The organism is Micromonospora sonneratiae (genome assembly GCF_042679305.1).
GTDB lineage: Bacteria > Actinomycetota > Actinomycetes > Mycobacteriales > Micromonosporaceae > Micromonospora_H > Micromonospora_H sonneratiae.
The window spans coordinates 1-13429 of record NZ_JBHTMP010000026.1 but is presented as its reverse complement, the minus strand read 5'-3'; the positions used below and the strand labels follow the sequence as shown (position 1 = coordinate 13429).

Genomic DNA, 13429 nt, shown 5'->3' with positions numbered 1-13429 from the left:
TACCCGGTGGGCGGCATCGGCCTGGCCACCATGATCACGGTGGGCGTGGCGGTGCTCACCGACGTACTGCACCCGGGCATGATCATCCCCTCCCCACCGGTGCAGCCCAGGCCGGGTGGCACCATCGGGGCATGACGAAGCTGGTCGGCTTGGCCGACGTACAGGCCGCGCGGGAACTGCTGGCTGGCATCACCCGTACCACCCCGTTGGAGCCGTCCCGTCCGCTCAGCGCGGTTCTTGGCGGCACCGCGTGGCTCAAGTGCGAGAACATGCAGCGCGCCGGGTCGTACAAGGTGCGTGGGGCGTACGTGCGGATCGCCCGGTTGGCCGCGCCGGAGCGGGCCAGGGGGGTGGTGGCGGCCAGCGCCGGCAACCATGCCCAGGGGGTCGCGCTGGCCGCCGGGCTGCTCGGCACCACGGCCACGGTCTTCATGCCGGTGGGTGCCCCGCTGCCGAAGGTGGAGGCGACGAAGAAGTACGGGGCCAGGGTCGAACTGGTCGGCAGCAGCGTGGACGAGTCCCTGGTCGCGGCGCAGGAGTTCGCCGACCGGACCGGAGCGGTCTTCATCCACCCGTTCGACCACCCGGACGTGATCGCCGGTCAGGGCACCGTCGCGTTGGAGATCCTGGAGCAGTGTCCCGACGTACGGACGATCGTCGCCGGGGTGGGGGGCGGAGGCCTGATCTCCGGCATCGCGGTCGCGGCGAAGGCGCTGCGCCCGGACATCCGGGTGATCGGGGTGCAGGCATCCGGTGCGGCGGCCTTCCCGCCCTCGCTGCTGGCCGGTGCTCCGGTCCGGCTACCGGCGTACGCCACCATCGCCGACGGTATCGCCGTCGGCCGTCCCGGCGACGTCACCTTCGCGCACGTACGTGAGCTGGTCGACGAGGTGGTCACGGTCTCCGAGGAGGACATCTCCCGGGCGCTGCTGATGCTGCTGGAGCGCGGTAAGCAGGTGGTGGAGCCGGCGGGGGTGGTGGGGGCGGCGGCCCTGCTGTCCGGCGCGGTACGGGTCGACACACCGGTGGTGGGGGTGCTGTCGGGCGGGAACATCGACCCGTTGCTGCTGCTGCGGGTCATCGAGCACGGCCTCGCGGCGGCCGGTCGCTACCTGCGGTTCACCGTACGCTGCACGGACCGGCCGGGGCAGTTGGCGTCGCTGCTGAGCCAGATCGCCGAACACCGGGGCAACGTGGTCGACGTGGAGCACCAGCGGCACAATCCGCATCTGCGGCTTGGTGAGGTCGAGGTGGCGCTCTCGGTCGAGACCCGGGGGCCCGAGCACTCCGACCGGTTGATCAGCGCGCTGCGCAGCAGCGGCTACCAGGTGGTCTTCGCCTGACCGGCCCGTCCGAGTACCACCGGCCCGCCACGATCGTGTCGGCCGGCGCAGCAGGTTGCGCCGGCCGAGCGTACGTACCGCTCGTCGATCCGGTACCGACACTCGGTGCCCATCGGATGATGGGCACCGAGTGTGGCAACACGTAGCGGAGGTCGACAGTGGAGACCCGGTCGGAACCTTGATCTGGAAACGGCAGGCGTCGGGCGGCGGGGCTCAGCCGGTGAACGGCTCGAACCGGTCGACCGTGACCTTGATGTCGGCACCGCTGGGCGCGGTGTAGGTGACGGTCTGTCCGGACCGGGCGCCGAGGATCGCCTTGCCGAGGGCGGACTCCGGGCTGTAGACGGTCAGGTCGGTGGTTGCCGCGATCTCCCGTGAACCGAGCAGGAAGGTCTCGGTGTCCTCTTCGTCGTCGTCGAAGTGGATCGTGACCACGGTGCCGGGCGCGACCGAGTCGGCGTTCGGTGCCTCGCCCACCTGGGCGGTACGCAGCAACTCCTGGAGGTAACGGATGCGGCCCTCCTGCTTGCCCTGCTCCTCACGGGCGGCGTGGTAGCCGCCGTTCTCCCGCAGGTCGCCCTCTTCACGTCGCGCGTTGATCTCGGCGGCGATAACTGGCCGTCCAGCGATCAACTCATCGAGCTCGGCCTGCAGTCGGTCGTACGCATCCTGGGACAGCCAGGTGGCGGGCGCCTCGCGGTCGGTCACAGAGGATCTCCTTGGGTGGGCGGTGGACAGTGCCTGGCGAACCGGCAAGAACTACCAAGTTACCAGTGCCACACCCGTACGGCGCCCGATGATCTCTGCGGGGCCGGTTCGGCCGGTCAGTCGCCGGCCCGGCAACGCAGCACCTCGCCGAGGAAGGCGCGACCGGAGGTGGCCAGCCGGTGCCGGACGACGGGATGCTCCTCGCCGGCTGCCGCAGTGACCCGTACCTCCTCGCGGGCGACCTCGGCGCCATCCCGGGAGCGGGCCCGCAACGCGCAGACCGCCGAGCCGCCGGGCGGTACGGTCACCTGGAACTCGACGAGGATCTGGGCGTCCGTTATGTCCGTGTAAGTGATGACCTTCGCGTCGTAGAGAGGGTCGCCGTACTGGCGGTACTGGCTGAACGCGACCATTCCCAGCGCGGCCAGGAGCACAACCGCCAGGGCACTGATGAGCCAGGGCCGGTTACGTCGTGCCGCACGACGCCGGCCGTACCGCCCGGGCGGGAAGATCGGCGCGGATGTGGTGTGCGTCTCGGACACCGGAGGTAATCTCCTACGCTTGTTGTCGGTGGCATCGGCCAGAATGACAGGGTCCATCTTCTCAGCCGGGCAACCGGCCGCTACCGGCAGGTGACCCAAAGCCGGGCAGGTCGGCCCACCGGGCACGGGGTCCGGGTGACGGGCAAAGACGAGGGAGCACCTGAGTTGGCAGAGCAACTACGCCTGATGGCTGTCCACGCCCATCCCGACGACGAGTCGAGCAAGGGTGCCGCGACGATGGCCAGGTACCTCGCTGAGGGGGTCGAGGTACTGGTCGTCACGTGTACCGGTGGTGAGCGGGGCAGCGTGCTCAACCCGAAGCTGGACCGTCCCGAGGTGTGGGCCAACATCGCCGAGGTCCGGCGCGCCGAGATGGACGCCGCCCGCGCCATTCTCGGCGTCGAGCAGGCCTGGCTGGGCTTCGTCGACTCGGGGCTGCCCGAGGGCGACCCGCTGCCGCCGCTGCCCGAGGGCTGCTTCGCCCTACAGGACGTCGAGGTCGCCGCCGGCCCGCTGGTCCGCCTGATGCGCCAGTTCCGGCCGCACGTGGTGACGACCTACGACGAGCAGGGCGGCTATCCGCACCCGGACCACATCATGTGCCACAAGATCAGCGTGGCGGCGTTCGACGCAGCGGGCGACCCGGCCCGTTTCCCGGAGCTGGGCGAGCCATGGCAGCCGCTCAAGCTCTACTACGACGTCGGGTTCTCCAAGGCCAAGATCATGGCGCTGCACGAGGCCATGCTGGCGGCGGGGCGCGAGTCGCCGTACGTGGAATGGCTGGACCGCTGGGGCGACCAGGTCGACAAGGGCACCCGGATCACCACCCGGGTCGAGTGCGGCGAGTACTTCCCGGTCCGCGACGACGCGCTTCGGGCGCACGCCACCCAGGTCGACCCGGACGGCTTCTGGTTCCAGGTGCCGATGGAGGTGCAGCGGCAGGCGTGGCCGACGGAGGACTTCCAGCTGGCTCGATCCCTGGTCGACAGCCCACTGCCCGAGTCGGACCTCTTCGCCGGCGTACGGGACACCACCGGTGCCCGCTGACCGCCAGGGGCGTACGGTGGACCCAGACCCGCATTTCAGAGGAGCCCAGTCATGCTGACCGCCGCGCAGGTGCTCGCGGAGAACAACTTTGGTGACACCCGGACCGGTGGGCTGGCTGGTCCGATGGGTCTGTTTCTCATCGTGGTGCTGGCCATCGCCACGGTCCTGCTGATCCGGAACATGAACGGCCGGCTGCGCCGGCTCCCGGCCCAGTTCCCGGACCAGGGGGGAACCGGAGTGGCTGATCGGACCGCTGAGGCGGCAGTCCTTGATCCGACAGATGGTGCCACCGTCAAGGAAAGTCGCGGGAGCGTTCCCGACACCGCCCACCTGGGCAGGGACGTGCAATCCGGGGCATGATTCCGGCTAAATCGGTTAGCAGGCCCCTGTTGTACTTAACAGGTTTGGCTTAGCCTTCCCGCCGGGGGCCAAAAGTCCCCGCACCATGCGCGGAAGGGGTGCCGATGACTGTCAGACGATCCGGTGTCCGGCGTTCTGCCCGGCCGGAGCGTGCTGTGTCGGGTCGTACCCTCGCCGGAGGAGATCCGTGACCACCGGCCGGAAGGCCCAGCGGCTCGCGGCCCGCTTCGGCGGCGCTGAACTCCCGCCTCGGCTCCTGGCCGTCAGCGCGATCCTGGTGGCCCTCACCTTCACCGCGGCCGTGACCGGCCTGGTTCTGCCGGCGGACCTGCCGGCCACCGACCGACTGCCACCGCTGCTCCGATTCGGCCTCGTTGTCGGGGTGGTGGCGGTTGCACTCCTGGCCCGGCTGCGGGTCCGGGTGGCGTCCGGCGAGATCAGTGTCGCCTGGGGGGAAGCGGCCTTCATCGTCGGTTGCTACCTCGCGCCCGCCAACTGGTTGCCCGCCGCCGCCCTTGTCGGTGCCGGGTTGGCCCTGACGTTGCTGTCGATCTTCACGGACCGGCGTTCGCCCGTCAAGGTGCTACACAACGTCGCCTCCATCGTCGTCGCCGTCACCCTCGCCACCGCCGTCACGTCCCTGCTGGCCCGGCCGCTGGCAGCCGGATTGACGCCCGCTCTCGCCGGTGCGTTGACCCTCGGGGCGGCCACCTACCTGCTGGTCACCATCGGCCTCGTCGGCGTCACGATGTCGCTGCACCACCGGCTGCCGATCCGGCCGTTGCTGATGCGGGCGATGCGGGGCAAGGCGCTGATGTTCATCGGCAACGTCTTCGTCGGGTTGGCCGTGGTCACCCTGATCGACATCAATCCACGCTGGCTGGTCCTGTTGCCTCCGGCGCTGTGGCTGCTACAGCAGACCTACAGCCACCGGTTGCGGGCCGACGACGAGCGCCGGACGTGGCGGGTCTTCGCCGATGCGACCCGCGCGCTCAACCAGCTCGACGAGCGCAGCGTGGCGATCGCCGGTGTCGGTGGTGCGGTGGCGCTGTTCAACGCGGAGCTGGTCGACGTCGACGTGCTACGCCGGGATGGACGGTGGCGCCGCTACCGTGGCGATCCCACCGGGCGGATCGTCGACCGCGAGATGCCGCCGCAGGCCAGACCGGAGTACACCGAACAGGAACTCACCCGATCGCTCGTGGTCGGCACCGTCCATGTCGGGGAGTTGACCGTACGACTTCCCCGGTCGGCGAGCCCCGGGGAGCGGGAACTGGACGCCCTGTCGGCCTTCGCCGACGCGCTGGCCGCCGCCCTGCACGATGCTGCCACCCACCGGGAGCTGCGCATCGTGACGGCGCGATCCTCCTATGAGGCGTTGCACGACCCGCTCACCAGTCTGGCCAACCGGGTGGCGATGCTGAGCAAGGGGGACGTGACGCTCCACCAGCTCGGACACGATCATCCGGTGGCGTTGCTGCTGCTCGACATCAACCACTTCAAGGAGGTCAACGACACCCTGGGCCATGCGGCCGGAGACGAACTCCTCCAGGTGGCGGGTGCCCGGCTGGCCGCGATGGCCCGGCCCGGTGAGCTGCTCGGCCGGCTCGGCGGCGACGAGTTCGCGCTGCTGATCCCCAACCTGCCGGTGTTGGGTGAGCCGACCGTACTCGGGGACCGGCCGTCCCCCCTGCAACCCGCGCTGCGCCGGGCGAGGGAGATCGTCGATCGTCTGGCCGATCCGTCCGAGGTCGCCGGGGTCAAGATGTCGGTCGAGGCCTCGGTGGGGGTGGTGGTCGCCGGGGCGGGCACCGCCGACATGACCGAACTGCTGCGTCGGGCCGACATCGCCATGTACCAGGCGAAGGAGGGCGGCAGCAACGTCGCCTCGTACGACAGCAGCAAGGACGACGCCAGCACCGACCAGCTCGCGCTGCTGGCCGAACTCCGGGAGGCGCTGGACTCCGACGACCAGCTCGTCCTGGCGTTGCAGCCGGCGGTCGACCTGAGCACCGGAGTGCCGACCGGGGTGGAGGCGCTGATCCGTTGGCACCATCCACGGCGGGGCTGGCTCAGCCCGATGGACTTCGTACGACCGGTCGAGGGCAGCGAGCTGCTGGGCGCGTTCACCCGGTACGTCATCGACAAGGCACTGGCGGTTGCGGCCGACTGGGCCCGGCACGGTGTCGACGTGCCGATCTCGATCAACCTGTCCGCCCGGAGCCTGCTCGATCCGAGGTTGCCGGCCGAGGTCGCCGAGACGCTGCGTCGCCATCAGGTGCCACCACACCGGCTCGTACTGGAGATCACCGAGACGGTGATGATGAGCGAGCTGGAGGTCATCGACGAGGTGCTGGCCGCCCTGCGGTCGATGGGCGTACAACTCGCCGTGGACGACTTCGGCACCGGGTTCTCGTCGTTGACCTTCCTCACCCGGATCGCGGTGGACGAACTCAAGGTCGACCGGTCGTTCGTGATGCGGATGGCGGAGTCGCCGGAGGCCGCCGCGATCGTCCGTACCACGGTGGACCTGGGGCGGGAGTTGGGCCTGCGGGTGGTCGCGGAGGGGGTGGAGACCGCCGACCAGCGTGCTGTCCTCGCCGAGCTGGGCTGCACCGCCGCCCAGGGCTACCACTTCTTCAAACCGATGCCGTCCGACAAGATCGTCTCGGTGCTCCGGTCACTGCTCGACTCCGCCCCGGCCCGGATCTTCCCGTTGCGGGCCGACGGCGCCTCCTGACCTTCTCCTCCCGAATACGAAGTTCCTCGTCTCGGCTAGCACCTTTTCCGTCTTGGATACGGGTGCCGGTTCCGCCTTGTATATGGTCGTCAGGTGAATCGACTGGCCAGCGCGACCAGCCCGTATCTGCAACAGCACGCCGACAACCCGGTCGACTGGTGGCCGTGGTGCGACGAGGCGTTCGCCGAGGCGAAACGGCGGGACGTGCCCGTGCTGATCTCGGTCGGCTACGCCGCCTGTCACTGGTGCCACGTCATGGCACACGAGTCGTTCGAGGACGAGGCGGTCGGCCGGCTGCTCAACGAGAACTTCGTCTCGATCAAGGTAGACCGGGAGGAACGACCGGACGTGGACGCCGTCTACATGACCGCCACCCAGGCGATGACCGGGCAGGGTGGCTGGCCGATGACCGTCTTCGCCACCCCGGACGGCACCCCGTTCTTCTGCGGTACCTACTTCCCCCGGCCCAACTTCGTACGGTTGCTGGGATCCGTGACCACGGCGTGGCGCGACCAGCGGGAGGAGGTGCTGCGGCAGGGGGCCGCCGTGGTCGAGGCGATCGGTGGCGCCCAGGCGGTCGGCGGACCGACCACCCCGCTCACCGCCGAACTGCTCGACGCCGCCGCAGCCCAGCTGGCCAGGGAGTACGACGAGAAGAACGGCGGCTTCGGCGGGGCGCCCAAGTTTCCGCCCCACATGAACCTGCTCTTCCTGCTGCGGCACCACCAGCGCACCGGTTCCGCCGAGGCGCTGGAGATCGTCCGGCACACCTGTGAGGCGATGGCCCGGGGCGGCATCTACGACCAGTTGGCCGGCGGCTTTGCCCGGTACTCGGTGGACGGGCACTGGACCGTGCCGCACTTCGAGAAGATGCTCTACGACAACGCGCTGCTGTTGCGGGTCTACACCCAACTGTGGCGGCTGACCGGCGATCCGCTGGCCCGCCGGATCGCCCGGGACACCGCCTGGTTCCTCGTCGACGACCTCCACCGCTCGGGTGGGGGATTCGCGTCGGCGCTGGACGCCGACGCTGACGGCGTGGAGGGCCTGACCTACGCCTGGACGCCCGCGCAACTCGTCGAGGTACTCGGTGGGGAGGACGGGGCGTGGGCAGCCGACCTCTTCGGGGTCACGCCGACCGGGACCTTTGAACACGGGACGAGTGTGTTGCGTCTGGCCCGGGACATCGACGATGCCGACCCGATGGTCCAGCAACGCTGGCAGGCGGTGGTGCATCGGCTGCTGGAGGCCCGGCGTACCCGGCCGCAGCCGATGCGGGACGACAAGGTGGTGGCCGCCTGGAACGGACTGGCGATCACCGCCCTCGCCGAGTTCAGCCGGTACGCCGACACGTTCGGCCCGGCAGGGGCGGACGATTCGTCCCAGACGTTGGAGGGCGTCGCCGAGGCGGCCCGGCGGGCGATGCGGGAAGCCGCCGAGGAACTCGCCACGGTGCACATCGTCGACGGGCGGCTGCGGCGGGTGTCCCGCGACGGCGTGGTGGGCGAGCCGACCGGCGTGCTGGAGGACTACGGCAGCGTGGCCGAGGCGTTCTGCGCCATGCACCAGGTCACCGGCGAAGGACGTTGGCTCTCCCTCGCCGGCGGGCTGCTCGACACGGCGCTGGCCCGGTTCGGGACCGGTGACGGCGGGTACTACGACACCGCCGACGATGCCGAGCAGTTGGTCACCCGACCGGCCGACCCGACCGACAACGCCACCCCGTCCGGGCTGTCCGCCCTGGTGGGGGCGCTGGTCACGTACTCCGCGCTGAGCGGGGAGCCGAGCTATCGGGAGGCAGCCGAGTTGGCGATCGGCACGGTGGCACCGATCGTCGCCCGGCACCCCCGATTCGCCGGCTACGCCGCAGCCGTCGGCGAGGCTTCGCTCTCCGGCCCGTACGAGGTCGCGATCGTCACCGCCGACCCGGCCGAGGAGCCGCTGCTGCGGGCCGCGTACCGGCACGCCCCGCCCGGGGCGGTGATCGTGGCGGGTGCCGCCGACCAGCCCGGGGTGCCGCTGCTGCGGGACCGGCCGATGCTCGATGGTGCCCCGACCGCGTACGTCTGCCGGGGGTTCGTCTGCGACCGACCGGTCACCTCGGTCGAGGAGTTGATCACCCAGCTCGGCTGACCGGGTGTCAGGAAGGGCCGCCTTCAAGCGCGGTTTGCCGTGCCGGCGGCCCCTTCCCACACCTCAGGGCCAGAGCAGCTCCCGCGCCCAGGTGCCGCCACTGCGCCGGTACCGCAGGCGGATGTGCTCGCGCTCCGGGTCGGCCTGCCAGAACTCGATGGTGTCGGGGCGTACGACGTAGACGACGTGCGTTTCGGAGACCACGCTCGGGTCGGCGGCGACCCGGGTCCGGGCTGCCGCGAGCGCTTCGGTCAACTCCACCCGGTCGGTCAGCACCTCACTCTGCCGGCCGACCAGGCTGGCCGTCCGGGAGCCCGCCGGCCGGGCCAGGAAGTCCTGCCGGGAGACGTCGGGCTCGGCGGGGCGGGCGGTGCCGCGTACCCGGATCTGCCGGCCCTGCTCCCGCCAGTGGAAACTGAGCGCCACCCGGGGGTTCGCGGCGACCTGTCGGCCCTTGGCGCTGGTCGAGGTGGTCGCGTAGTGCCAGTTGCCGTCGGCGTCCAGGTCCTTCAGGATGAGCACCCGCGCGTCGGGCTGCCCGTCGGCATCCACGGTCGAGAGGGTCATCGCGTGCGGCTCGGCCACACCGGCGGCGATCGCCCCGGTCAGCCATGCGGTGAACAACTCCGTCGGCTCTGCCGGTGCGGCCTCCACGTCGAACTCCGGTGTCGGATGGGCCAGTACGGGAAGGCCACGGAGAAGATCTCGCACTTTGCTGCTCACTTTCTGGGCCAGCGATTGGGGGCGGCTGCCTGGGCAACGCTACGCTGATCGCCGTTATGGATTCACGTACCGGACTTCCCGTTGTCGGCATGGTGGGCGGTGGCCAGCTGGCCCGGATGACCCATCAGGCCTCGATCGCCCTTGGCCAGTCGCTGCGCGTCCTCGCGCTCACGCCGGAGGACGGTGCCGCGCTGGTCGCCGCCGACGTCCGGTACGGCGACCACACCGACCTGGCGGCCCTACGGACCTTCGCCAAGGGGTGTGACGTGGTCACCTTCGACCACGAACACGTACCCAACGAGCATGTCCAGGCGCTGGCCACCGAGGGGGTGGCGGTGTATCCGGGTGCGGAGGCGCTGCTCTACGCCCAGGACAAGCGGGCGATGCGGGAACGGCTGTCGGCGTTGGCGCCGATGCCCGCCTGGCAACCGGTGACCCTGCCCGAGGACGTGGTCGAGTTCGGCGACCGGGTGGGTTGGCCGGTCGTACTCAAGGCAGCCCGGGGCGGCTACGACGGCCGGGGCGTGTGGGTGGTGTCCGACGCCCGGGAAGCAGCCGAGCAGACCGCGCTGCTGATCGAGGGCGGCACCGAGCTGATCGTCGAGGAACGGGTGGCGCTGCGGCGGGAGTTGGCCGTGCAGGTCGCCCGCTCGCCGTTCGGCCAGGTGGCCGCGTACCCGGTGGTGGAGACCGTGCAGCGCGACGGCATCTGTGTCGAGGTGCTGGCCCCGGCCCCGGCGCTGCCGGAGGCCCTGGCACTACGGGCCCAGCAGTTGGCGATCGACATCGCCAACGCGCTCGGCGTGGTCGGCATGCTGGCCGTGGAGCTCTTCGAGGTCGACGCAGTCGGGCCTCGAACCGGTCGGGCCAGCGAGGTCGACGCAGTCGGGCCTCGGACCGGTCAGGCCAGCGAGGTTGACGCAGTCGGGCCTCGGGCCGGTGGGGTCGACGGGGCCGGCGAAACCGGCGGCGGGCCGAGGTTGGTGGTCAACGAGCTGGCCATGCGTCCGCACAACTCGGGGCACTGGACCATCGAAGGGGCCCGGACCTCGCAGTTCGAGCAGCACCTGCGGGCGGTTCTCGACTACCCGATGGGGGACACCGCGCTGACCGCGCCGGCCGTGGCGATGGCCAACGTGCTCGGTGGCCCGGAGGGTGGGATGTCGATCGACGAGCGGTTGCACCACCTCTTCGCCGAGGACCCGGGGGTCAAGGTGCACCTCTACGGCAAGCAGGTCCGTCCCGGACGGAAGATCGGGCACGTCACGGTGCTCGGCGACGACATGGACGAGGTACGGGCGCGCGCCGAGCGTGCGGCGCGGTGGCTGCGGGAGGGCAAGTGAGCCTGGTCGGCGTGATCATGGGAAGCGACTCGGACTGGGCCACCATGAAGGGGGCTGCCGAGGCGCTCGACGAGTTCGGCGTCGCCTACGAGGTGGGCGTCGTGTCGGCGCACCGTACCCCGGTCAAGATGATCGACTACGCCCGTGAGGCGGCCGGCCGGGGAATTCGGGTGATCATCGCCGGGGCGGGCGGAGCCGCGCACCTGCCGGGCATGGTCGCGTCGGTCACCCCGCTGCCGGTGATCGGGGTACCGGTGCCGCTCAAGTACCTCGACGGGATGGACTCGCTGCTGTCGATCGTGCAGATGCCGGCCGGGGTGCCGGTGGCGACCGTGTCGATCGGTGGCGCCCGTAACGCCGGGTTGCTGGCCGTACGCATCCTGGCCGCCGCTGACGAGAACCTGCGGGCCAGGATGACCGCGTTCCAGGCCGACCTGGAGGCGCTGGTCGCCGAGAAGGACGCCGCGCTGCGCGCCTCGCTCTCCTGAGCTACACGGTGTCAGCGCATTCCGCGTAGGGCACCACGGAGCCGTTCCTGGGTACGGCGTCGGCGCTCGTTGCTGGCCCCGAGCACCAGTAGCACCACACCGACCGGGATCAGCACCAACCACGGACCGACCGTGGCGAGCGCATGCAGCGCGGCCAGTGCGGTGACCACGGCACCGACCACCACGGGTGCCTGCTGACGACGCATCGACCCGAAGATGAGCGTGGCGACCGCACCGAGCAGGAGCAGCACCTGCCGTAGGGCGCTGGTGTCCGTGGCCAGCACGATGACCAGGGTGGGGAGGAACGCCGCCACCAGGGCCGGGCCGTACGCCACCCAACTGCTCAGGTCGGGGCGGTGCCGCAACTCCAGCACCCCGACGAGCAGGGCCAGCGCGGCGAACGGCAACGTGTACGCCTCCGCCAGTGCGACGTCGGCGGTCGCCATCAGCAGCCACCAGGCGCTGATCTCGCAGCCCACGGCGGCCCAGAACAGGATCCGCCGTTGCACCACCCGGCGACCGGGACGTGCCGCCGAGACCCCGAGCACCGCGCCCCAACCGGCCAGCAGGGCGGCGATGTGCCGGGGGGAGTCGAAGGCCAACGCAGCGGCGATGAGCGCTGCCGCGTACCCGCTCCACTCCACGGTCGCGGCCTCGCGGGTCGCCACCGGATCACGGAGTCTGGGTAGCGTCGCCGCAGCCACCAGCAGGGCCGCCCCGACCGCCAGTACGCCGAACGCGGACCAGACCGGGGACAGGCCGGCGACCAGCCCGGCGGTGAGTACGAAGAGCTGCGCCATGATCGAGGCGAACAGCCAGCCGAGGATGCGGGCTGTCTGCGTACGGCCGGCCAGGGCTGCCACGGCACCGACGACCACGGCACCACCGAGGGTGAACAGGGTCATGGGCCGGGTGGCCAGGCTGCCGGCCAGACCCGCGCCACCGGCGGCGAGACCGATGGCGAAGACCAGCAACCGGGCCAGTCGCAGTGACCGGGCCCGCTCGGCGATCGGTGGCGGCGGGGTCAGGGCCAGCCCGAGCATCGAGATCGCGAACACGGCCAGCGCCGCCATGGTGCTGTTGGGCCAGCCGAAGCCGAGCGAGATCGGGGCGATGAGCAGCGTGATCGCGGCACCGGGCAGGACCACCGGCACGGCCCGGGCCGGTCGGCCCCCGGCCAGCCCGGTGGCGGCCAACGCCGCCGTGATGGTGAGCAGCAGGGCGGCCAGTACGTTGGTGCCGTCCACCGCACCGGCCGGGAAGTCGAACAACTGTGGCTGCGGTCCGGCCCAGACGTCGGTGAGGGTCCAGTACGGCTTGATCAGCGCGGCCAACAGCGCCGGGGCGATGGCGGCCAGGGCGATGACGACCGGTAGGGCGGCGGCGGCCATCGCCCCCACCGCCGGGCTGACCGGCCACGCTCCGTGCAGCGATCGCCGGGGTAGCCGGCGTAGGGCACCTTCGAGCACCACCGACCAGCGACGGGACGGTTCGGTGGTGACGGCCGGCGGTGGGGTGGAGGCCCGGACCAGCTCGGCCAGCACGCCCAGCAGTGCCGCCGCTGCGGCGTAGACCCCGGTCGGCAGACCCGCGGGTACGGAGGCGGCGGCGGTGAACGTCGCACCGGCGACGGTGCCGAGGGTCGCGTACGGCAGGAACTGCGGCACCTGTCGGCGGACCACGGCCAGTACGGCGACCCCGAGGCTCGACGCCGCCAGCCCGCTGGTGACGATGATGCCCGCGGGCCAGCCAAGCGTGGCGGCCAGCGCGGCGACCGCTCCCGGCAGCGCGAAGAGCGCCCCGCAGGTGGCCGCCCCGCCGACCTGGGTCAGATGGCTGGGCATCTCGTCGGGGTCGGTACGGTCGGGGGAGCCGGCCAGCACCCGGGCGAGTCCGGCGACGACGAAGCCGACCAGGGCCACGACCCCGAGGGCGGCGGCGGTGGTGCCGGGTCGGGCCAGGCTGACGCCGACGGCGTGCAGCGCCACCACAGCGGCGACGG

Annotated in this window: 11 protein-coding genes and 2 pseudogenes; 9 read left to right on the top strand and 4 right to left on the bottom strand. The window is 71.1% G+C overall.

Translation table 11 applies throughout. The features are described 5' to 3' along the window. Window positions 1–6 precede the first annotated feature (6 nt). Together ACFQ4H_RS17870 and ilvA are read left to right on the top strand one after the other, a co-directional pair. Complete coding sequence (locus ACFQ4H_RS17870) at window positions 7–135, top strand: hypothetical protein (RefSeq protein WP_377572115.1); 129 nt, start codon at window positions 7–9, stop codon at window positions 133–135. Then, a complete protein-coding gene (gene ilvA, locus ACFQ4H_RS17865) occupies window positions 132–1343 on the top strand; it encodes a threonine ammonia-lyase (protein ID WP_377572114.1) in 1212 nt (403 codons plus the stop codon). Before ACFQ4H_RS17870 ends, ilvA begins: the two co-directional genes overlap by 4 nt. Before the next feature lie 213 nt (window positions 1344–1556). Here ilvA and greA read toward each other — a convergent pair whose 3' ends face one another. Together greA and ACFQ4H_RS17855 are read right to left on the bottom strand one after the other, a co-directional pair. Beyond that, a complete protein-coding gene (greA, locus tag ACFQ4H_RS17860; RefSeq protein WP_377572113.1) occupies window positions 1557–2051 on the bottom strand; it encodes a transcription elongation factor GreA in 495 nt (164 codons plus the stop codon). Window positions 2052–2167: 116 nt separating this feature from the next. Beyond that, on the bottom strand, window positions 2168–2593 hold the full coding sequence (locus ACFQ4H_RS17855; RefSeq protein ID WP_377572181.1) for a DUF4307 domain-containing protein: 426 nt from the start codon (window positions 2591–2593) through the stop codon (window positions 2168–2170). Window positions 2594–2758: 165 nt separating this feature from the next. Here ACFQ4H_RS17855 and mca point away from each other — a divergent pair, with 165 nt between their 5' ends. From mca to ACFQ4H_RS17830, 5 genes and pseudogenes are all read left to right on the top strand, one after another. Next, complete coding sequence (gene mca / locus ACFQ4H_RS17850; protein ID WP_377572112.1) at window positions 2759–3640, top strand: mycothiol conjugate amidase Mca; 882 nt, start codon at window positions 2759–2761, stop codon at window positions 3638–3640. A 51-nt stretch (window positions 3641–3691) separates the two neighbouring features. Then, on the top strand, window positions 3692–4000 hold the full coding sequence (locus tag ACFQ4H_RS17845) for a hypothetical protein (RefSeq protein WP_377572111.1): 309 nt from the start codon (window positions 3692–3694) through the stop codon (window positions 3998–4000). A gap of 187 nt (window positions 4001–4187) precedes the next feature. Next, a complete protein-coding gene (locus ACFQ4H_RS17840) occupies window positions 4188–6740 on the top strand; it encodes a putative bifunctional diguanylate cyclase/phosphodiesterase (RefSeq protein WP_377572110.1) in 2553 nt (850 codons plus the stop codon). A gap of 93 nt (window positions 6741–6833) precedes the next feature. After that, window positions 6834–8076 (top strand): annotated as a pseudogene (locus ACFQ4H_RS17835) (thioredoxin domain-containing protein); the annotation flags it as partial. Window positions 8077–8150: 74 nt separating this feature from the next. Next, window positions 8151–8873, top strand: a pseudogene (locus ACFQ4H_RS17830) (hypothetical protein); the annotation flags it as partial. A 63-nt stretch (window positions 8874–8936) separates the two neighbouring features. Here ACFQ4H_RS17830 and ACFQ4H_RS17825 read toward each other — a convergent pair. After that, window positions 8937–9584 (bottom strand): pyridoxine/pyridoxamine 5'-phosphate oxidase, encoded by a 648-nt coding sequence (locus ACFQ4H_RS17825; protein ID WP_377572109.1) that lies wholly within the window; start codon window positions 9582–9584, stop codon window positions 8937–8939. Window positions 9585–9652: 68 nt separating this feature from the next. On the opposite strand from ACFQ4H_RS17825, the gene ACFQ4H_RS17820 reads away from it, so the two are divergent. Next, window positions 9653–10939 (top strand): 5-(carboxyamino)imidazole ribonucleotide synthase, encoded by a 1287-nt coding sequence (locus ACFQ4H_RS17820; RefSeq protein WP_377572108.1) that lies wholly within the window; start codon window positions 9653–9655, stop codon window positions 10937–10939. Further along, window positions 10936–11427 carry a 5-(carboxyamino)imidazole ribonucleotide mutase gene (purE, locus tag ACFQ4H_RS17815; RefSeq protein WP_377572107.1) on the top strand — a complete coding sequence of 164 codons (492 nt, stop codon included), beginning with the start codon at window positions 10936–10938 and terminating at the stop codon, window positions 11425–11427. The genes ACFQ4H_RS17820 and purE overlap by 4 nt, the downstream gene beginning before the upstream one ends. Before the next feature lie 11 nt (window positions 11428–11438). Here purE and ACFQ4H_RS17810 read toward each other — a convergent pair. Beyond that, window positions 11439–13429 (bottom strand): SCO7613 C-terminal domain-containing membrane protein (locus tag ACFQ4H_RS17810; RefSeq protein ID WP_377572106.1); only part of this gene is annotated, 1991 nt, incomplete at its 5' end.